This is a genomic window from Antrihabitans spumae, from assembly GCF_043944905.1.
Lineage (GTDB): Bacteria > Actinomycetota > Actinomycetes > Mycobacteriales > Mycobacteriaceae > Antrihabitans > Antrihabitans spumae.
Map to the genome: position 1 here is coordinate 1 of NZ_JBIMSN010000033.1, position 20411 is coordinate 20411.

At 64.7% G+C, this 20411-nt stretch carries 20 protein-coding genes and 4 pseudogenes; 7 read left to right on the forward strand and 17 right to left on the reverse strand.

Annotated features, from left to right (window positions below):
• Positions 1–57 precede the first annotated feature (57 nt).
• The 6 genes and pseudogenes from ACHIRB_RS08630 to ACHIRB_RS08655 all read right to left on the reverse strand — a co-directional run.
• Positions 58–411 (reverse strand): annotated as a pseudogene (locus tag ACHIRB_RS08630) (helix-turn-helix domain-containing protein); the annotation flags it as partial.
• Positions 412–465: 54 nt separating this feature from the next.
• On the reverse strand, positions 466–903 hold the full coding sequence (locus ACHIRB_RS08635; protein WP_395126400.1) for a pyridoxamine 5'-phosphate oxidase family protein: 438 nt from the start codon (positions 901–903) through the stop codon (positions 466–468).
• 87 nt (positions 904–990) lie between these two features.
• Positions 991–2049, reverse strand: a complete 1059-nt coding sequence (locus ACHIRB_RS08640; protein ID WP_395127668.1) for a cytochrome P450 — start codon at positions 2047–2049, stop codon at positions 991–993.
• Positions 2050–2208: 159 nt separating this feature from the next.
• Positions 2209–2547 (reverse strand): cupin domain-containing protein, encoded by a 339-nt coding sequence (locus ACHIRB_RS08645; protein ID WP_395126398.1) that lies wholly within the window; start codon positions 2545–2547, stop codon positions 2209–2211.
• A 14-nt stretch (positions 2548–2561) separates the two neighbouring features.
• Complete coding sequence (locus ACHIRB_RS08650) at positions 2562–2993, reverse strand: hypothetical protein (RefSeq protein ID WP_395126397.1); 432 nt, start codon at positions 2991–2993, stop codon at positions 2562–2564.
• On the reverse strand, positions 2993–3682 hold the full coding sequence (locus ACHIRB_RS08655; protein ID WP_395126396.1) for a helix-turn-helix transcriptional regulator: 690 nt from the start codon (positions 3680–3682) through the stop codon (positions 2993–2995). Before ACHIRB_RS08655 ends, ACHIRB_RS08650 begins: the two co-directional genes overlap by 1 nt.
• Positions 3683–3729: 47 nt before the next feature.
• On the opposite strand from ACHIRB_RS08655, the gene ACHIRB_RS08660 reads away from it, so the two are divergent.
• On the forward strand, positions 3730–4527 hold the full coding sequence (locus tag ACHIRB_RS08660; protein ID WP_395126395.1) for a class I SAM-dependent methyltransferase: 798 nt from the start codon (positions 3730–3732) through the stop codon (positions 4525–4527).
• Positions 4524–4946, forward strand: a complete 423-nt coding sequence (locus ACHIRB_RS08665; protein ID WP_395126394.1) for a group III truncated hemoglobin — start codon at positions 4524–4526, stop codon at positions 4944–4946. Before ACHIRB_RS08660 ends, ACHIRB_RS08665 begins: the two co-directional genes overlap by 4 nt.
• A 177-nt stretch (positions 4947–5123) precedes the next feature.
• On the opposite strand, the gene narI is transcribed toward ACHIRB_RS08665, so the two are convergent.
• The 6 genes from narI to ACHIRB_RS08695 form a co-directional block, all read right to left on the reverse strand.
• Complete coding sequence (gene narI, locus ACHIRB_RS08670; RefSeq protein ID WP_395126393.1) at positions 5124–5855, reverse strand: respiratory nitrate reductase subunit gamma; 732 nt, start codon at positions 5853–5855, stop codon at positions 5124–5126.
• A gap of 1 nt (position 5856) precedes the next feature.
• Positions 5857–6510, reverse strand: a complete 654-nt coding sequence (gene narJ, locus ACHIRB_RS08675; protein ID WP_395126391.1) for a nitrate reductase molybdenum cofactor assembly chaperone — start codon at positions 6508–6510, stop codon at positions 5857–5859.
• Positions 6510–8174 carry a nitrate reductase subunit beta gene (narH, locus tag ACHIRB_RS08680; protein ID WP_395126390.1) on the reverse strand — a complete coding sequence of 555 codons (1665 nt, stop codon included), beginning with the start codon at positions 8172–8174 and terminating at the stop codon, positions 6510–6512. Before narH ends, narJ begins: the two co-directional genes overlap by 1 nt.
• 31 nt (positions 8175–8205) lie before the next feature.
• Entirely contained in the window at positions 8206–11901 is a 3696-nt protein-coding gene (locus tag ACHIRB_RS08685) for a nitrate reductase subunit alpha (RefSeq protein WP_395127669.1), read from the reverse strand.
• Complete coding sequence (locus tag ACHIRB_RS08690) at positions 11898–13124, reverse strand: nitrate/nitrite transporter (RefSeq protein WP_395126388.1); 1227 nt, start codon at positions 13122–13124, stop codon at positions 11898–11900. Before ACHIRB_RS08690 ends, ACHIRB_RS08685 begins: the two co-directional genes overlap by 4 nt.
• A gap of 146 nt (positions 13125–13270) precedes the next feature.
• Positions 13271–13699 (reverse strand): pyridoxamine 5'-phosphate oxidase family protein, encoded by a 429-nt coding sequence (locus ACHIRB_RS08695; RefSeq protein ID WP_395126387.1) that lies wholly within the window; start codon positions 13697–13699, stop codon positions 13271–13273.
• 150 nt (positions 13700–13849) lie between these two features.
• Here ACHIRB_RS08695 and ACHIRB_RS08700 point away from each other — a divergent pair.
• Positions 13850–14082, forward strand: a pseudogene (locus ACHIRB_RS08700) (pyridoxamine 5'-phosphate oxidase family protein); the annotation flags it as partial.
• A 266-nt stretch (positions 14083–14348) separates the two neighbouring features.
• Here the strand turns inward: ACHIRB_RS08700 and ACHIRB_RS08705 are convergent.
• Positions 14349–14617 (reverse strand): annotated as a pseudogene (locus tag ACHIRB_RS08705) (helix-turn-helix domain-containing protein); the annotation flags it as partial.
• A 273-nt stretch (positions 14618–14890) separates the two neighbouring features.
• Positions 14891–15325, reverse strand: coding sequence for an ATP-binding protein (locus ACHIRB_RS08710; protein ID WP_395126386.1), 435 nt, complete (start codon positions 15323–15325; stop codon positions 14891–14893).
• Between the two features lie 326 nt (positions 15326–15651).
• Here ACHIRB_RS08710 and ACHIRB_RS08715 point away from each other — a divergent pair, with 326 nt between their 5' ends.
• Positions 15652–15828: a hypothetical protein gene (locus ACHIRB_RS08715; RefSeq protein ID WP_395126385.1), complete on the forward strand. Its 177-nt coding sequence runs from the start codon at positions 15652–15654 to the stop codon at positions 15826–15828.
• 699 nt (positions 15829–16527) lie between these two features.
• Here ACHIRB_RS08715 and ACHIRB_RS08720 read toward each other — a convergent pair.
• Positions 16528–16773 (reverse strand): hypothetical protein, encoded by a 246-nt coding sequence (locus tag ACHIRB_RS08720; protein WP_395127670.1) that lies wholly within the window; start codon positions 16771–16773, stop codon positions 16528–16530.
• A 14-nt stretch (positions 16774–16787) separates the two neighbouring features.
• Positions 16788–17066, reverse strand: coding sequence for an integrase core domain-containing protein (locus ACHIRB_RS08725; RefSeq protein ID WP_395127671.1), 279 nt, complete (start codon positions 17064–17066; stop codon positions 16788–16790).
• A gap of 64 nt (positions 17067–17130) precedes the next feature.
• Here ACHIRB_RS08725 and ACHIRB_RS08730 point away from each other — a divergent pair.
• Positions 17131–17460 (forward strand): annotated as a pseudogene (locus ACHIRB_RS08730) (integrase core domain-containing protein); the annotation flags it as partial.
• A gap of 339 nt (positions 17461–17799) precedes the next feature.
• Entirely contained in the window at positions 17800–18375 is a 576-nt protein-coding gene (locus ACHIRB_RS08735; RefSeq protein ID WP_395126705.1) for a helix-turn-helix domain-containing protein, read from the forward strand.
• A 245-nt stretch (positions 18376–18620) separates the two neighbouring features.
• Here ACHIRB_RS08735 and ACHIRB_RS08740 read toward each other — a convergent pair whose 3' ends face one another.
• The gene (locus ACHIRB_RS08740) at positions 18621–19562 is read right to left on the reverse strand and encodes a GlxA family transcriptional regulator (RefSeq protein ID WP_094731167.1); all 942 of its coding nucleotides are present in this window, start codon (positions 19560–19562) and stop codon (positions 18621–18623) included.
• A 107-nt stretch (positions 19563–19669) separates the two neighbouring features.
• Between ACHIRB_RS08740 and ACHIRB_RS08745 the strand changes: the two genes are divergently transcribed.
• Positions 19670–19981 (forward strand): putative quinol monooxygenase, encoded by a 312-nt coding sequence (locus ACHIRB_RS08745; protein WP_006247389.1) that lies wholly within the window; start codon positions 19670–19672, stop codon positions 19979–19981.
• Positions 19982–20411: the final 430 nt, after the last annotated feature.

Here is a 20411-nt window from a genome sequence, read left to right on the forward strand (position 1 = left end):
CCCTCATACCGAGGAGGCACTCAGATAAGAGAACCTCCCGACATGCCGGGGTGGATCAGCCATCGACCGCGTCGGCCAGTGTGTCGCATCCTTGGGTGCGGTCTCCAATGTCGCGGTGATCAGTGCTTCGATCTGATCGTCACCCACAACCCGCGGCCGACCCGGCCTTGGTTCGTCGAGTAACCCATCGCAACGCTTCTCGGCGAAACGGCTACGCCAATTGCTGACCGTGCCGCGATGCAACTCCAGCCGGTCGGCGACCTCGACGTTGCTACCACCATCGGCACACGCCAACACGATTCGTGCGCGCAGCGCCAACCCGGCCGCACTGTTGCGCCTTCGCATCCAGCCCTCCAGCTCGGTACGTTCATCGTCGGTCACCACGATCGTGGTGGCATGCGGCGACGGCATCCCCCATCCCAACAAGAGCCGACGAATTAACGACTCACGACAGCGCTCACGCACTCATGTGACTGCACTCCGATATTGCGGCGCTCCGGGTTCTTTGAACCGGCGTCCGGTCATCTTCTCCGCTCGTATCCGGATGAAATGATCCCGTCGGCCGTCGACCCAGGGCTGCACGAACGTTCCCGACACTTCGACCAATTCGTCGATCTCGGTGATTGGGGATGCGTGTCCGACGACGGTCACGCTCCACCCCGTTCGCAGGTCGGGATCGAGCTCATCGGCTTGGAAGGCGACGACAGAATTTTCGGTCGCGGCGGTCAGCTTCGCCCCGCCGGCAACGCGGACGACGATGTCGTCACGCCACAATCCAAAGTTGACCGGGTGCACGGCGGGTAGTGCGTCTTCGGTGAAGACCAGCCGGCCCACACGCACGTGTTGGAGCAGATCCAGACACTGCCGTCGATTCAGCACATCTAGTTGTTGGCCTTTGGACATTGCGATCAACCTCTCTGCTCGGACGAGAGTTCTCCCGCCCTGAAACGCGCTTACTCGAACTCTATGCGGTCCGCCTGGCGTGGCGCACTATGCGAACCGCAGGGGTAGGGTGGCGAAACCCGAGGCCGGATAGACCGCATTCGTAGCGCACGCGTCGGCTGCCGGTCCGATGTCGGTGGTGTCGGCGAACAGCTGCTCCACGATCACCCGAAGCTCGAGGCGGGCCAGCGGCGCGCCGGGGCATACGTGGATTCCCCTGCCGTAGAGCAGGTTAAGGCGAAGGTCGCGGTCCAGATCGAAAAGGTCTGGATCGCCGAAGACTTCCTCGTCACGATTCGCCGACGCCCACACCACCATGACCGGTTCCCGGGCCGGGATGGTCCGTGCACCGAGACCGGCGGTTCTCGTGGTGCGCCGCCTGTTCGCAACAAGTGGGGCGCGCATGCGCAAGATCTCGTCGGTCGCTCGCTCGATGAGCGAGACATCGGCGCGCAGCCGTTGCTGAACGTCTGGGTGAGTGGCCAGGTAGTGCAGGATGATGCCGACACTCGCTGCGATCGTGGCGAGTTCGCCGACGGTCCAATTCCGCACGATGGACACGATTTCAGCGTCCGTGATGGCGCGGCCGTCGACCTGGTCGCTCAGCAGTTCGGTAGTGGGATCGTCCGGAGCATCTGAGCCAGCCGCTCGCCGGGCCTCGAGCTGCTCGCGGATATGCCCGTCGAATGCCGATGCCACCGCAGACATCGCCTCCCGGTCCTGGGCGTGGGTGGCCGCATGATTGTCCTTGGTCCATCGCTGCATTCGCTCGTGCAAGGCTTCCGGCCAACCCATAAACCCGCACTGGGCACGGCTCGCATACGGCTCAGCAAGGGCTGCCATCGCCTCCACGTCCTCACCGCGCGGGAGGCCATCGATCATCTCGGCGGCGATCGCGCGCACCACCGGTTCCAACGCGATCATCCTGTCCGCCGTGAAATAACGGTCCACAATCGCCCGGAAAGCCGTGTGCTGCGGGGGATCCATCCCGTTCGGAACGGCCACGTGACGGGAGACGACGTTGGAGAACGTGTGGTGCTCGTCGAGCACCCGCACAACGTCTGCGTGCCTGAACACCGCCCAGTTGCCTGATACGTCGTACGCCACGGGCACTGACGGCGCATGCGGTCATACGCAGCGATCTGGTCGGCGAGTACCTCGGGAGCGTACTGGTCCCAATCGGATTCGCCGGTCTCGGTCACCTCGATGATGCACCCCCGCCTGTCGAATTCTGCACGGTTACCGCGGCACGCTCAGTCGAACGACTCATCGAGGATGCCGGGCAACCACAGTCAGAAGAACGACGCAATCCTCAATCGCGATCAGCGCGTGCCGTTCAGGCGGGATGATGACGAAGTCACCGGTCTGCCCTTCCCACGCATCGGACTCAGTCGTCAGCCGGGCCCGACCGTGCAGTACATGCAGGGTCGCCTCCCCTGGACTGTTGTGCTCGGCCAGTTCCTGACCGGCCACCAAAGCCAGCACGGTCTGCCGCAATTCGAGATCACGTCCCCCGTGGACGGTGCGCGCAGCTCGGCCGCTATGTGCCTCGCGGGCAGCTGCCAGCTGTTGTGCAGCCAGTTCGGTCAGAGAGATGGATTCCACATTGTTTCCTTTGTTCAACTGCCGGAGACGAGAATGGCCATTCCGCCTGCTGACAGCGCGATCACCTTGACCACCTCGAAAACCACGTAGACGTGGTGCGCTCCGGATCGCGGAGCTTGCTGACCTGCCAGCACCGCCTCCGAACGACGGGCCAAGCGGGGCTTTACGCCCAGCAACTGGGCGCACAGCGCGGTGACGACGATCGCCACCGCGACGACGACCACCACCGGTGGACGATCGACCGCCCCGGCAACGACGACGGTGACGGCCAAGATCACCTCGGCGGTGTTGAGGGCGCGAAACACCAACTGACCGACGCCAAGCCCGATCGGCACGGTCACCCCGGGAGCGCGGAACTTCAGCGGCGCTTCAAGGAAGGAGATCGCAATCACCATCCCGAGCCAGACGAACATCGCAGCGGCCCCTATCGCCGAACCGAGGCTCATCACGCCACCACCTTGGAAGCGACGTGCGCCAAGCACAGACCGGGCTCGACGAAGGGCTCCAGCCGGTCGACGGTGACCGGCGCATCCCAGGCCTCCAGCGCCCCTTGCATAAGCCCCAGGTGGACAGAACACACCAACGACGACGCACCCTGCGCTACCTCCAGGAACGGGCAGTGCCGCAACCCTATTCGCTGCTCACCGTCATCTTCTTGCCGCTGCGGGGCGAAGCCGAGCTCGGCGAGCAGATCCACCAGGCGATCGACCGACTCCCCCGAGTTCGGCGGGCTGCTCACCGGTTGCGTCACCCGGCGCGCCCACATCCGACCCGCAGCGCGGGCCTTCGCGCCGGCGTTGCGTTCACCAGCCAAGCTGACGGTGAGAATTTCGGCGAGCACCTGGTAACGCCGCGAACCACCGGGGTCCATCCGCCGAACCGCCCGGAACAGCAGCGGTGGCCTACCGGGGCCGCGCTGATCAGGTTCCACGCGTTCCGCGCGGCCGTTGGCCACCAGAACCTCAAGGTGGAACCGCACCGTATTCGGATGCACGTCAAGGCGCTTCGCCATGGCCGCGATGGGCATCGCGGCGCCCCCTTCCCTCAGTGTGGCCAGTACTGCTTCGCGGCGACCGACTTCGTCGCGGTCCCCGCGGATCGCCCCGCCCTCTGGGCTACCGAATGGCTCTTTCATGGTCTAGAGTTTATACAACGGAACTTGTAAAAACTAGAGGAGGACCGATGTCAACGAGGACTCGCGCCGACGATGCCCTTCAAGGCCACTGGCTGCTGGCCAGGCTGGGTAAGCGTGTACTGCGTCCGGGTGGAGTGGAGCTCACCGACAGAATGCTGGCCCTCGCCAGAATCAGCGGCAGTGACGTCGTCGAATTGGCGCCGGGCCTGGGGCGCACCGCGGGCGAGATCATCAGCCGTCGACCGCGCTCCTATGTGGGGGTCGAGCAGGACAACGACGCGGCGAAGACCGCCCGCTCTATCGTCTCCGGGCACGGCGACGTCCGGATCGCCGATGCCGCGCACACCGGCCTGCCCGACGCCAGCAGCGACATCGTCATCGGTGAGGCGATGCTGACCATGCAAGGCGACAACACCAAGCACGCCATCATCGCCGAGGCAGCGCGCCTACTGCGCCCAGACGGCCGTTACGCCATCCACGAACTGGCGCTTGCGCCGGACGACCTTCCTGACAACGTCAAGGCAGACATCCGTCAGGCACTGGCAAAATCGATCAAGGTCAACGCACGACCGCTGACCGTCGCCGAGTGGAGCCGGCTTCTCGCCGACCACGGCCTGATCGTGGAGCACATCGAAACCGCACCCATGGCACTGCTCCAGCCACAGCGGCTGATCTCCGACGAAGGCGTCTGGGGCGCACTGAGGTTCGCCAAGAATCTGCTGCGGCAACCCGACGCACGCCGCCGAGTCCTGAACATGCGCCGGACCTTCCGCGCCCATCGCAACACACTGACCGCCGTAGCCATCGTCGCCCGAAAGCCACCAGCAACGGCGGGCACACCGTGATCGACATCGCCGACAGGGCCGACATAGAGGCACTGCTGCGCCGCTTCTACGGCAGCGCTTTAACCGACGATGTGCTCGCCGAACCATTCACCGAGTTGCGGGAGTCCGGACTCGAGTCCCATCTCGCGGTGATGTGCGACTTCTGGGAAACGGTCCTGTTCCGCGCCGGCCTCTACCACGGCAGTGCCCTGAATGTTCATCGACGACTCGATGCGCAACATCGGTTGGACGCCGGCCACTTCGCGCGCTGGCTCGACCTGTGGACCACCACTGTGGACGAGATGTATCGAGGTCCGGCCGCTGACCGAGCGAAGGTTCAGGCCGTCAGAATCGCCACAGCGATGCACCGACGCCTGCGGGGAGCCGAGGCGCTCGAACTCGGGACCGAGTTCGGCGCTCGACCGGTACCGGCTCTGTGAATATGACGGAGGCGAGGCTGTTGATCAGTTGACGAGCTTGGACGCAGGATTTCTCGAGGCGGAAGACTCCGGCCCGCATGTCATTCTGGCAATTCGGGCATCGCCGTCATCGAGGGACCCATGCCCGACGACGACGTGCTGTTGCCGATCCTTACCCAGCGATTGCTGTCCGTCCCTCTACCATCCGCGTCGGTGTGGCCTCGATCCGACCAGGTCACCGCTGTCGGAAAGATCGCGGCTGCGGTACACGATGTAGGGCCGGAACAGGTAACCGATGGGCGCGCTGAATACGTGCACGAGCCGGGTGAACGGCCACAGGCAGAACAGCACCAGCGCGATCATCACGTGAATCTGGAACCAGGCCGGTGCCAGCGTCATCAGGTCTCCGCGTGGCTGCAGGATCCAGATGGACCGGAACCACGGTGCGACGGTTTGGCGGTAGTCGTGCTCGGCCCCGACGGGCGTCGCGCCGATCAGCGTGCACGCCAGTCCAGCGATGATCGCCATCACCAGCACCAGATACATCACCTTGTCGTTGACGGTGGTGGCCGAGAAGACCGGACCTGTGGTGCGGCGACGGAAGATCAGCAGCGCGATACCGGTCAGTGTCGTGACACCGGCGATGGCGCCGAGGACCATCGCCTGTACGTGGTAGGCATGGTCGCTGAGTCCGATTGCCGCGGTCCACGTTTCGGGGATCACCAGCCCGATGATGTGCCCGACGATGACCACCAGGATCCCGAAGTGAAACATCGGGCTGCCGATGCGCAACAGCCGGGATTCGTACAGTTGCGACGAGCGGGTGGTCCAGCCGAACTTGTCGTAGCGGTAGCGCCACCAGATGCCGACCACCACGATCGTCAGCGTCACGTACGGGACGACGTCCCAGAAGATCTCCCAACCCGACATGTCACTCCCCCTGGACGCGCCGCGGCGGCACGGTCAATGTGAACGGTTGCAGGCCCACAGATTCGGTGGGCGGGCCCGCGGCGGCCAGCTGCAACGCGCGCTGAGCGTCCCGATCGGTGCGCACCGGTAGTGTCTCGCACACCGCGGCCACCGCGTGCGCGTAAGGCGAGCCGGCGTGCCGCAGCGCGTCGCACAGCAGATCGATCGGCGCCCGATGATCGATGAGCAGACGTCGCCCCGCCGCCGGGTCGACCGTCGCGGCGAACTCGAGCACCACCGGTAGATAGTCGGGGGCTTCGCGCTCCGGCGGGCTGACCCCCGCCTCGCGGTAGGTGTGGGTGAATGCCAGCATGTGACTGCCGCGATTGCGCGTGTCACCGGCGGTCCAGTAGGTCAAATACAACGTCGAGCGGCGCCGCATGTCGAACGTGTCGACGTAGCCGACGGCTGCGCGCATCGGCTCGAGGGCCCGCAGCTCGGCGACCGTGGTGCCCAGCAGATCGGCGACGCTGCCCGAGACGTGGGCCAGCAGCTCGTCGGCGGTGGCCAGACGTTCGGCGAACTGCTCGTCGGGATAGGCCAGCAGCAGGGCGGCCGTCTGCCACACAAGCCGATGCTCCAGCGTCGATTCCCGTTGACGTTTAAGCAGTTTCATCAGCTCGGTCCCTTGTCTGGAAAAATCCCGCTGGGCTCGCCGCGACCGTCCCAGTTGAGCAGATTCACCCGCGAGGGACGCTCCTCGGTGACCGCGATACCTTCGCTGGTCTGCCGGTGCCGCAAGGCGTGGAAACTCTCCACCGCCACCGGCACCGGGCCGCCGCTGGCCTCGCCGAACGGCCCCGAGTCGTACATGCCCGGCCCACCTTCGAACGACAGGGAACAGCCCGGCTCTTCGAGCGCCTGCGACTCCAGCGCATGCGCATCGGCGACGTACGCGGTCGGAATAACGTAGCGCTCTTCGTATTTCGCCAGCGCCAGCAGCCGGTACATCTCGTAGATCCCTTCCTCGGTCATGCCGACCGCCTCCGGAATGTGCGGCTGGGTGTCGCGGCCCAGGCTGATGTCGCGCATATAGGAGCGCATTGCGGCCAGCCGGCGCAAGACTCCCTCGACCACCGCGGTGTCGCCGGCGGTGAACAGTCCGGCGAGGTACTCGATCGGGATCCGCAGCGCCTCGAGCGCGCCGAACAGATTGCCAAGCTCCTCCGCATCATGGCCGTCGCGGGCGACCGCGTCGACCACCGGAGACAACGGCGGGATGTACCAGACCATCGGCATCGTCCGGTATTCCGGGTGCAGCGGCAACGCAACCTGGTACTTGTGGATCAGGGCGTACACCGGTGAGCGCTGGGCCGCCTCGATCCACTCTTCGGAGATGCCTTCGGCTCGTGCGCCTGCGAGCACCGCGGGATCTCTGGGGTCCAGGATGATCGACTTCTGCGCTTCGTAGAGGTCGGCGTCGTTCTCCACTGTCGCCGCTTCGAGCACCCGGTCGACGTCGTAGAACACCAGTCCCAGATACCGCAGCCGGCCTACACAGGTCTCCGAGCACACCGTCGGCAGTCCCACCTCGATGCGCGGGTAGCAGAACGTGCACTTCTCGGCCTTGCCGGTCTTGTGGTTGAAATACACCTTCTTGTACGGACACCCCGACACACACATCCGCCAGCCGCGGCAGCGATCCTGGTCGACCAGCACGATGCCGTCCTCAGAGCGCTTGTACATGGCACCCGACGGACACGACGCGACACACGACGGGTTGAGGCAGTGCTCGCAGATGCGCGGCAGATAGAACATGTAGGTCTGCTCAAGCTCGAGCCGGACCTGCTCACTGACCTTCTTCAGGACCGGGTCACCGGACAAGATCTCCGGGGACCCGCCCAGGTCGTCGTCCCAGTTCGCCGACCACTCGATCTTCATCGGTTCACCGCTGATCAGGCTGCGCGGTGGCGCCACCGGCATGTTCCCGCCGAGCGGTGCATTCGTCAGGTTCTCGTAGTCATAGGTCCACGGTTCGTAGTAGTCGTCGATGCTGGGCATCTTGGGGTTGGCGAAGATCCGCAGGAGTTTGGAGAATCGGCCGCCGTCACGTAACCGCAGCCGCCCCTTGCGGTCGCGTACCCATCCGCCGCGCCACTCCTCCTGATCCTCATAGGTGCGCGGATAACCTTGCCCCGGACGCGTTTCGACGTTGTTGAACCAGACATACTCCGTGCCCGGCCGGTTGGTCCATGCCTGCTTGCAGGTCACCGAACAGGTATGGCACCCGATGCATTTGTCGAGGTTCATCACCATCGCCATCTGCGCCATGACTTTCATCGCCTACCTCGCTCATCCTTGGCTCGGTGCATCAGTACTCAACCGTCTGACTGCGTCGCCGCACGACCGTCACCTCGTCGCGCTGGTTACCCGTCGGACCGAGATAGTTGAAAGCGAACGACATCTGGGCGTACCCACCGGCGAGGTGGCTGGGTTTGATCAGCAGCCGGGTCAACGAGTTGTGGATTCCACCGCGCTTTCCGGTGGTCTCGCTCAACGGCACGTCGATCGTGCGCTCCTGCACGTGATAGACGAACACCACCCCTTCGGGCATGCGGTGCGACACGATCGCGCGGCACACGAACACACCGTTGCGGTTCACCGCTTCCACCCAATCATTGTCGCGAACTTCGATCTTCGCGGCGTCTGCCGGGCTCATCCACATCGTCGGGCCTCCGCGCGACAGCGACAACATGAACAGGTTGTCCTGGTACTCGGAGTGGATGGACCACTTCGAATGCGGCGTCAGATAGCGCACCGTCAGCCCCACCCCATCCTGGGCGCCCACCGCCGACTCTCCGAACAACCGCGACATGTCCAGCGGCGGACGGTAAATCGGCAACTGTTCGCCGAGTTCCTCCAGCCAATCGTGGTCGAGATAGAAGTGCATCCGTCCGGTCAGCGTGTGGAACGGCTTGAGTTCCTCGATGTTGACGGTGAACGGCGCGTACCGACGGCCACCGGTCTCGCTGCCCGACCATTCCGGGCTGGTGATCACCGGAACCGGCCGGGCCTGGGTGTCGGCGAACGTGATCCGCCGCTCCTCGCTACCCTCGGCCAGGTGCACCAGCGGCCGCCCGGTGCGTCGCTCCAACTCGCGGAAACCCTGCACCGCCAGACGGCCGTTGGTGGTTCCCGACAATGCCAGGATGGCCTCGGCCATTCGTTCGGCGGTGTTGATCGCCGGCCTGCCGACCGCCCGACCGGAGTTCATCACCCCGAACTTTGCAGCCAGCTCGTCGACTTCCCGGTCCGGACGGAAGGTGATGCCCTTGGTGGTCAATCCCAGGCGCTCAACCAAAGGTCCCAGCGTCGCCCACTTCTCGGCGACCGCCGGATAGTCGCGCTCCACCACCACCAGCGGGCCGAGAGTCTTCCCGGGCGCCGGGGTCTCCCCCGTTGTGCGCCAATCATGTTCGGTCCCAGCGGGATACGCCATCGCCCCGGGCGTGTCGTGCTGCATGGCACCGAGCACCACGTCGCTGCGGACACCGAGGTGTTTCTCCGCCAGCACACTGAAAGCCCTGGCGATCGCGCCGAACGCCTCGAAGTCGGAATGGCTTTCCCAGGGCGGGTCGACGGCGGGGGTGAAGGCGTGGACGAAGGGGTGCATGTCGGTGCTCGACAGGTCGTACTTCTCGTACCAGGTGGCAGCAGGCAGCACCACATCGGAGAGCAGTGTGGTCGAGGTCATCCGGAAGTCGATCGACATCAACATGTCGAGTTTGCCCTCGGGGATGTCGTCGGTCCAGGAGACGTCGTTGGGCCGCAACGCCTCCGGTGTGGGCGTGGCCTGGAGGTTCGAGTCGGTGCCGAGAAGGTGCCGCAGGAAGTACTCGTTGCCCTTGCTCGACGAACCGAGAAGGTTGGCCCGCCAGACGGACAACACCCGCGGCCAGTTCGCCGGGTTGTCCGGGTCCGTGACGGCCAGTTTCAGCTGACCTTGCGCCAGTTGGCCGGTGACGTAGGTGGAGACATCCTGCCCGGCGGCCGTTGCCTCGTCCGCGACGTCGAGGCTGGACCGGTCGAACTGCGGGTAGAAGGGGTTCCACCCCATCGCCGTGGAGGAGGCGAGCACGTCCATGGTGTGCCGGTCGCGAAACCGGCCGCGGCCCAGCGGACTGGCCAGCGCGTCAGCCCGGTAGCCGTCGTAGCGCCACTGATCGGTGTGGACGTACCAGTAGGAGGTGCCCGGCATCTGCCGTGGCGGCCTGGACCAGTCGGTGCCCATGGCCAGCGCCGACCACCCCGTGACCGGGCGGCACTTCTCCTGCCCGACGTAGTGGGCCCAGCCGCCGCCGTTGCGGCCCATCGCGCCTGTGAGCAACACCAGCGTCAGCACTGCTCGGTAGGTGGCATCCCCGTGGAACCACTGGCAGATGCCTGCGCCCATGATAATCATCGAGCGGCCGCCGGACTCTTCGGCGTTGCGCGCGAACTCCTTGGCGATCCGGATCGCCTGGGTCGCAGCCACTCCGGTGATCTGCTCCTGCCACGCCGGGGTGTAGGGGTGGTCGGGATCGTCGTAACCGGTAGGCCAGGCACCAGGAAGCCCGGGGCGGGCGACCCCGTACTGCGCCAACATCAGGTCGTACACCGTGCACACCAGGTGCTCGCCCACCCGGCGCACCGGCACTCCGCGGCTCAGCGTCTCGCCGTGCCCGTCGAAGGTGTCGAAGCGGGGCAGCGCGACCAGCGCCACCTCCCCGGCCTCGGCGTCCAACACCGTCAGCGCGGGCGAGATGTCGCCGAGGTCGAGGTTCCACTTGCCCACCCCGTCATCGCCGTAACGGAAACCCAGCGAACCCTGCGGCACCGTCACCGTGTCGGTGACACCGTCGAGCAGCACCGGTTTGAACGCTGAGTTCTCCTGTGCCGCCACCCCTGCGCCGAGATCGGCTGCGGTGAGGTTCTTTCCGGGCACCAGTTGACCGTTGCGGTCCTCGAGTTTGACCAGGAACGGTAGATCGGTGAACTGGCGCGTGTAGTCGATGAAGAACGGAACCCGCTGCTTGACAAAGTATTCCGAGAGCACGACGTGGCCCATGGCCATCGCCAGAGCGCCGTCGGTACCCGCCGCGCACGGCATCCATTCGTCCGCGAACTTGGTGTTGTCGGCGTAGTCCGGGCTGACGCTGACGACCTTCGTCCCCCGGTAACGGACTTCGGTCATCCAGTGTGCGTCCGGGGTGCGGGTCACCGGCACGTTGGAGCCCCACATCATCAGATAGGAGGCGTCCCACCAGTCTCCGGACTCGGGGACGTCGGTCTGGTCCCCGAAGACCTGAGGGGAGGCCACCGGCAGGTCTGCGTACCAGTCGTAGAACGACGTCATCACGCCACCGAGCAGTTCGATGAACCGCGAGCCCGCCGCGAACGACACCATCGACATCGCGGGAATCGGCGAGAACCCCGCAATCCGGTCGGGGCCGTACCGCTTGATCGTGTGCACGTGGGCCGCCGCGATCATCTCCGTGGCCTCCGCCCAGGACACCCGGACCAGTCCACCCATGCCGCGTGCGCGTTGGTAGTGGCGCCGGCGCTCGGAATCGTCCTGGATGTCGGCCCATGCCAATACCGGATCGCCCAGTCGGGATTTGGCCTCGCGGTACATCTCCACCAGGACCCCGCGGGCATAAGGGTAACGCGCCCGCGTCGGTGAATAGGTGTACCAGGAGAACGCGGCGCCACGGGGACACCCGCGCGGCTCATACTCCGGCCGGTCCGGCCCCACCGACGGATAGTCGGTTTCCTGGGTCTCCCAGGTGATGATGCCGTCCTTGACGTAGATCTTCCACGAACACGACCCGGTGCAGTTAACGCCGTGGGTGGAACGGACCACCTTGTCGTGGCTCCAGCGGTCACGGTAGAAGACGTCGCCTTCGCGGCCGCCTTGACGGTGGACGGTGCGGCCATCGCCCGATGCCTCCCCCGGCGTGAAGAATCGGCCGCTGCGCTCCAGCAGCTCCTCGATGCGGCCACCGGTGCGGGGAGGTGTCGTGGTCATGGCGTGGGCTCCTTGGCCGACGGTGCCGGTTCGTGGGCGTGCAACCGCGCCGCGGTGAAGACCAGCGCGATGACGGCGGTCACTACCAGCAGCGACAGACCGACGGTGTAATCGTTCTCGGACGAGTCATAGGTGCCGCCCATCACCAGCGGCGGGAAGTAGCCACCCAGCCCGCCGGCCGCGGCGACGATTCCGGTCACCGAGCCGACCGACCGGGACGGCGCGCGGCGCGCCACCCAGGCGAAAACACCACCGGTGCCGACGCCGAGGAAGCCGGCGAGCGCGATGAATGTCGCCGCCGACCACAGGTCCGGCGATGGCTGGAAGATTGCGACGAACGCCATCACCGCGGTGCCCGCGAAGGCCGCCAGCACCACGTACTTGGGGGCGAACCGGTCGGCCAGCGCGCCGCCGACCGGCCGGGCCAGCACCGCCGCCAGCGCGAAGCCGGCTGTACGCGCTCCCGCATCCACCGCCGAGAACCCGTAAATGGTCTTGATATAGGTGGGCAGGTAGTTGCTGAACGCGACGAAACCGCCGAACGCCACCGCGTACAGGAACGACATCTCCCAGGTGACCCGCAGCTTCGCGGCGGTCTTCAACTTCGGCAGCACCCGGTCGGTGTTGGGATGGAATCCCGGCGCGTTGCGCATCAGCAGAACGCACAGCAGCGCGGTCAGACCCAGCGCGACGGCCACGATGACATGGGTGGTGAACAAGCCGAACCAGTTGACGAACCGCGGCGTGAAGAACGCCGAGAGCGCAGTGCCGACCATTCCCATGCCAAACACGCCAGTCGCGAAACCACGCCGGGAAGCCTCGTACCAGTTGTTCGCAAACGGGATGCCGACCGCGAAGACGGTGCCGGCGATGCCCAGGAAGAACCCCGACACCACCAGGAGCGGATAGGAACCTGCCGCTCCGGCGGCACCGACGGCCACCACGGGCACGATCGACGCCAGCGAGATGGCGATGAACATGACGCGCCCACCGAACCGGTCTGTGAGCGGGCCGACGACGATGCGCCCCAGCGCACCGACCAGGATCGGCGTGGCCACCAGGAGCGACGCATCGGTGCTGCTCAGCGAGATGTCGCCGGCATACGAAGTGGACAGCGGGCCGATCATGTTCCAGGCCCAGAAGTTGATGGCCGAGACCCAGGTGGCGAGCGCGAGATTCACTGCTGGGCGTCCACCGGTATCCCGTGTTGTCGGCGTGCTCACCTGGCCAATCCAATCACCACTCCGGGTTTACTGCAATGCAATCCGCGAGTGACCTGTCGCAGACAACCTGTCGGGTCGGGTGCCATCGCCGCCGAAATGGGCTCCGCTGCGTTGGTCTTGCGCTTCACCCAGCGCCGATACAGCTTTTAGGCAAACGACGAGTACAGATCTGGTTCCGGGCCGAAGTGGAAACCCCTGCCGCTGATCTGCCGTGGGGTGATGCGCACGAAATACTGTTTGAGTGTGGCGGTCCAGGGCAGGAGCTGCGCGCGCTCGGCCTCCTCAATCTCGGAGAAGGTACCGAGGAGGTGGGCGGAACCCCGCACGATGACGCTCCATCCCCGGGCGACGTTGTGATCATCGGCCTCGAACACCACCTCGTCGTTCATCGCTGCGCTGAGCAGTTTGGTGCCCTCGGCGCTTCGGAAGAGCACAGTGCGGTGTTGAACGACGAAGTTGACCGGGAAAATCTCGATCTGCCCGTGCAGGGTGGTGATCAGGCGGCCAAGCGTCACCCCGGCCAGCAGGTTCCAGCTCTCGTCTTCAGACAGGACGGTAATAGGTTCAACCGGCATCGCTTCAGGCTACGGTGTTCCGGCGGCGGCCGGCTGTCCGCCGGTCTCGGCCGGGACACCAGGGACCTATGCCCCTTCCGCGCGCCGTCGAATGGCGGACAGCGATCACATCGGACAGGATGATCCCGAACCTGGCAAGGAGACTGACCCATGTCGAAAGGGCAACAACTCGACGTCCTTAACCGCAGGCAGTGTCTGGACCTCTTGCAGGGTGTTCGGGTGGGACGGGTGTGTTCACCGAGGACGGACTTCCCGCTGTACAACCGGTGAACTTCCGGTTGTGGCGCGACGACATCGTCATCCGGGCAGCCGGCGGCGCCAAACTCGCCGCAGCCAAGGAGAACCTCGTCGTGGCATTCGAGGCGGACGAGCTGGATACGGAGCACTTCGCGCGTCTAGTCGCACAGCATTTGAATCTTCGGGCTTTCGGCAAGTCGCTGCGCGCGAACCACATCAAGATGGTGAGTCCAGACCCGCTCCCCGCACAGAAAGTCTGGAACATGGCGTCGCATCCGGCCTCTCACTACCGCACTCAGCCGGAACGGCTGCGCGACGACGCGAATAACCGCGGGATCGAAATCAGCCAAACAGCGTGGAAAGCTCTAAGCGCGACTCGTAGATCACTGATCGTCACCCACGATCCACGATCCACGACCCGCGGCCGACCGGCCTTGGTTCGTCGAGTAACCCATCGCAACGCTTCTCGGCAAAACGGCTACGCCACTTGCTGACCGTGCCGCGATGCAACTCCAGCCCGTCGGCGACCTCGACGTTGCTACCACCATCGGCACACGCCAACACGATTCGTGCGCGCAGCGGCGCCAACCCGGCCGCACTGTTGCGCCTTCGCATCCAGCCCTCCAGCTCGGCACGTTCATCGTCGGTCACCACGATCGTGGTGGCATGCGGCGACGGCATCCCCCATCCCAACAAGAGCCGACGAATTAACGGCTCAGGACATTAGAAGTAATAGCGCAGACCTCAGCGGTTCCTCGACACACCGACAAAGGATGCCTACATATCAGCTGTACTGCCCAGGCAGGTTGGTTGAGGAAGTGTGACGACATGCTGTAGCTGTCGTTGTTGGTGAAGGCCTCCTGACGTGGAGTGGAGCTGCTACCACTCCACCCGCAACACCAGGAGGCCTTCGTGGCCCACGCTGACGCTGTTTTGACTCCTCGCGGGCGGTTGCTACTTGCCCGCCGTGTCGTCGAGGAGGGTGGACGATCGCTCGGGCTGAATCGGGCAGCTCGTCCACGTCATCTCGGCGCGTGTGCCGTTGAGGGAGGTATTGACGGACAAGCGGTCGGCTAGGCCCCTCATCAACGTGATACCCCGCCCGTGTCCACTGTCCGTGGTGTCTTGTTCCCTCCACCGGCCATGGTCAGTCACCGTCACAGCCAGGACACCGGTTGTTGCGTCGTAGCGCACCTCCACACCCATGGTGCGGGGCGGCGCGACGTCTCGGTAGGCGTGGAGGGCCGCATTGGCCATCGCCTCGTAGGCGGCCAAGACGACGTCGTAGCGAATCGCGGCTGGCAGCCCTAGCGCTTCATACAACCACTGATCCAGGTCACTCCGAAGCGCGGTTGCTGCGGACAGATCGGCCGCAAACTGCGATCGCACGAAAGGCGGTCTCATCACGGGCAGGGGTTAACCCATCGGCAGCGAATCTAAGCGTCGGAGATATGGACGGTTCATCGAGCGTGGCAACAGTGGGAACACCCCTCAATTTCTAACGATCAACGGAGCGGGCGCCCGAGCACACGCGTGCTACCGCAGGTGTGAAGTCGACGGCGGATGCTACGCCCGTCGACCGTGCCAGTTAGGGCCCGTGCTGCCTCGCCACCGGTCAGCCTGGCCAGTTCGCGTCGTCGCACGCGCCTAGACATCGCCTGAGCGACGCACATTGTGCCGCGTGCATTTGCGAATAATGTGGGTACGAACCGTAGATGACACGCGATGAACAACCCGACCTCGACGAAGTGATGGTGCCCACCGAGCACGTGCACCCCGATCACCGCGAGCACGCTAAGGAATCCAAGCATCTCGACGAGAGCGAACTCGAGGCTCGCACGCAGCACGAGCGGGACCTCGTCGGCTCGCCTCGATCAGATCAAGAGTCCTGAGGTTCAGGCGAGGTGGACTTCCGCATCGAGGGATGCATATCCGTTCGTGGTACCCGGCCGAGTTCGATGCGGCGCGCTCCGCACGTGATTGAGCAGGAGCTGACACCGGGCGTACGGCGGCCCGCTTCGGCGACGTGAACTCCGGGCGACAGAAAGAGGATCGCGGCTCGCGGTAGATGTGACTGAAAGTGAGCCGTGACTCTCAAGCGCCCAGCCCTGGCGAATGATTGCTGCCCGGCTCAAAGCGCACGCCGCAGGTGCCGCCCCGCCGGGAACGCAAAGATACCGTCCTTGCACTGTCGCGTCACCTCGAGCAGCAGGCGCTTGCAGCCACGGACCCGCCCATGGTTCTGACCGCTTTGCAGCGAGCCGAATTTTCGCCGGTGAAACACAGCAGCGCCACACACAACTTGCCGCTCGCTGCCCGATCGTCACCATCTTCGGACGTGACGTGAATCCGCAGCCAGCAGACAATGTTCGGGGCGTACCGCTATCCACGACCGACCCGTTGCACAGTCAGTGGATCGTTTTGGTGCGAGGCGCAACGACGGCCGTGGCGCTAGCGGCCAAAGAAGTGGTCGATGACGCGGGGGCAGCGACGGTGACCGGCGGTTCGACGTTGCCATAACCAGCAATCGTGGCTTAGTCACCGCCGCTGCGACGGCATTGCTCGAACGGCTCACGGCGCAGAAGGAGTAGCTACCGCGCTACGGCATGAGGCATAGTTCCACCACGCCCGGGCCCGGCGGGTGCGAACGTCGCCGCATTCCGGATCGTCGCTGCGTCCGACTCGATGTCGTGAGCAGAACGTGCGTCAATGGTGAGCAGCAGCAGTGCCTGTATAGCCAGGGCAACGATGGCCACGGCCGTGATCATGCTGCTGGTGTGCGCAACCCATAAGCCGGTCGCACCCACGGCGACAAGCACTATGATCCACCCCGGCATGTCGGGAGGTTCTCTTATCTGAGTGCCTCCTCGGTATGAGGGTGCCGTTGGCGATGGTAATAGAGGGCTTCGGCCCGGTCCGGAGTCAGGTCCTGGCAGTAGCCATTCGGTCGCTGCCGGTTGTAGAAAGCCACCCATTCGGCGGTTGCCAGCGAGAGTTCGGCGGCACCGGGATACGGCGGCTGGTGGTCGATGAGTTCGGTCTTGTAGCTGCTGTTCACCGATTCGGCCAAGGCGTTGTCGAAGCTATCGCCCACCGATCCGACTGAGGGCAGGATCCCTTCAGCGGCCAAGTGTTCAGTGAACGCTACCGCCGTATATTGAGAGCCCGCATCGTTGTTAAACCGAATTCGGTTTAACAACGACCGTGGCTCGCAATACACGTCCGTCGCTTTCACCGAGCGACTTGTCGAGGCTGGAATCGATGCCTCGGTCGGGACCACCGGGGATAGTTGCGACAATGCTCTCGCGGAGTCCATCAACGGGCTCTACAAAACTGAGTTGATCAAGGCTCAGGGTCCATGGCGGACCGTCGACCAGGTCGAAGTTGCCACCCTCGAATGGGTTGACTGGTTCAATCACCGCAGGCTTTATGAGCATTGCGGCGATCTACCGCCGGCAGAGTACGAGGAACTCTATTACCGTCAGCACAGGACTCAGCCGGTGGTTGAGTCCTCAAACCAGTAGGTCTCCGGACTCCCCGGGGCGATTCAGCGTGAGCCGCCCTGGGTATTCGAGTGGGGGGCCATCGAATTCTGGAGGGCGCTGTTCGGCGCTATTGAGCAACCCTGCCGACTCGCTGGTGCCGATTCGGGCCCGTATCCGACTGATGTCGGGATGTCTACGTTGTCGGTGGGCGCGAAGCAGGCCTGGTCGATGGGGTGGCGAAGTCGATGGAGCGCGCGAGGGAAACAAGGCGTAAAGTATCTGATTGGATACATTCGGATTCTCGCTGGATGGCCGACCAACCGTAGTTGCCCGTGACTGTCGGCAACTCTGGATGAAAGGAAAGGAGGCTTGCCCGCGATGGAAGGCGCTATTTTGCTGGGCCGCGTAAGGCGCGCTGCTGGGCTCAGTCAACAGGAGTTGTCGCGGCGTGCCCGCACGTCACGGCCGACATTGTCGGCATATGAAAACGGTCGTAAGTCGCCATCCCTGGATGTCGTGGCGCGGCTGCTAGCTGAGGCTGGATTCGACTTGGACGCCGTACCACGTGTCTCTTACGCGTCAGTGCCGGGACCTCGCGGTAGTGCATACGTTGTACCCGACAGGCTTTGTCGACTACCGGTCGATCAAGCCTTGGCGACCGTGACGTTGCCGCTTGTTTTGAACTGGTCTGATCCGGGGCGACAGTTTCACCTGGCACGTAGGCATGACCGCGCTCAGGTGTACGAAATTGTCCTTCGTGACGGCACTGCCGACCATCTGCAGACTTATGTCGACGGTGCGCTACTCGTTGATATATGGCCCGAGCTGGTCCTTCCGCGCACCCTACGGGCGGCGTGGGCGCCGGTCATCGCGGCGACGCTCCCCTCCGGGGAGACCGAACAGCGCACTGACCGCGGGATAGAGGATGTCAATGCTGACCGAATTTCAAACTGATGTTGCACGACTGTTTTTCACGCTTCCGGCCAGTGACGGGTTTCTGCTCGCAGGCGGTGGCGCGTTGGTGGCTCAGCGGCTTACGGATAGGCCAACCCAAGATCTGGACTTCTTCACATCGCCGGGGCGCGGCGATGTTAAGAAGGGTTGAGTCCAGCAGGATGGTGTACGACCGGACGCCAGCAAAGTCTGAGCGTGTCGTAACCGGATAGCGAGAGGACACCGGCTACAGGCATGGCGATAGGTCAGGAACGGCGTCGCTCCCTGCGCAGGAGGGAGCGCAGAGTCTCGGCGTTCGCGTAGCCGACCCGTAGCGCGATCTCGGCGGAGGTGAGGTCCGTGGTTGCTGAGAGGTGCCGAGCTCGTTCGATGCGAAGCCGTTGGACGAAGCCGAGCGGAGTGAGGTTGAGCGCCGCACGGACTCGTCGTTCGAGGGTGCGCCGGCTGGTGCCGAGCGACTGCGCGACGAAGGCGACGTTGAACGGTTCGTCCAGGCGGGCGCGCACGAAGCGTTCGAACTCGACGACGATCGGGTCCTCGTGCCGGAGATGTTCGTAGGCGACGAAGGCCGCCTGCGACGGGCGCTCGTCGATGATGAGGAGCTTGGCGACATGTTGGGCCAGGTCGGGGCTGATCGATCGCACGAGTGAGAGCGCGAGGTCGATGTGTGCGAACGCGGCGCCGGCGGTGACGAGGTTCCCGTCGACCACGACCATGGTGTCGAGATCGAGGGCGACGGTCGGATAGCGCTTCAGGAACTCCGGCCCCAGGAACCAGCTGGTCGTCGCCCGCCGATGATGCATCCGTCCGGTCTCGGCGACGGCGAACACGCCGGTGCACGCCGCGGCGATCCGGGTGGTCGCGTCGTCGAGGCGCCCGAGTGAGGCGATGACCGAACGTGCATCTCGGCTGTGGAGGGCGTCGTTGGTAGCGGCGGCCGTGAGGGTTCCAAGCGCAGGGACGACGACCACGTCGAACTCTCCGGACTCCGACAGCGGGTGGTCTACCGACAGGGTCATCGATGCCGTTGTGGTCACTCGCCGTTTCGGTCCGAGGATGGCGAGTTCGATCGGGTCGATCCGCGGGTCGACATCGCCGCGGGCTCCGTCGGCCACCCGCACGATGTCGATGACCGACGCGACAGCCGAACCGAAGCAGCCGTCGATCGCGATCAGTCCGATACGCATGGCGCGAACAATAGCAATACTGTCGTATACGCCACTACCCACCGGCCCTCGCTCGTCATACGCTGAACTCGCCCCACGAAGAACCCCGACTTCAAGGAGAACCCCTCATGTCCACACCCGCATCACTTCCGTATGCCTTCGTCGCCAAGATCGTCGCGGCCGATGGACAGCACGACGCGCTCGCCGATCTGCTCGCTGGCGCTGTCGCACTCGCCAACGAAGAAGTAGGAACGATTGTCTGGTTCGCGGCTAGGACCCACGCCGACACCTTCTGGATCTTCGATGCATTCCCCGACGAGGCCGCTCGCGACGCCCACGCCAACGGCGCCATCGTCGCAGCCCTGATGGCCAACCAGCACCTCCTCGGCGCAGCACCCGAGATCCTGGCGGCCGACGTCCTCGCGTCCAAGCTCCCGTAGTCCGCCAACGCATGAGACGATCGCGCCCCGCGCGCGGCGCGCACGAACGCAACGCCCCGGAACGCCAACGACCCGTCATCGCTGCGACGCGCAACGCGTCTCCCGTCACGGCAACGGATCGCAACCACGACCCCGCCCACGGCGCCTCGCGGGACGGAGGGCAAGTTGACACAGTTGCGCTGCCATGGAACCGCGCTGGCTCTCTCGATGACCACCGGTGAAACAGTGCCGCTCCAGGCTTGCGCCTGGTGTTGCCTGGCCTCCTCGTGATCGGCCCGTCGGGGATCGTCAACGTGGTGCGGGTGTCGAGGCGGTCGGGTCCGACGGTGCGGCATGGAGCATCTCGCTGCGCACACAACGATCGCTGCGCCGTGTTGCCCGTCGTTGAGGATGCAGACGATGTCGTCACAGTCGATGTTGATGCTGCTGA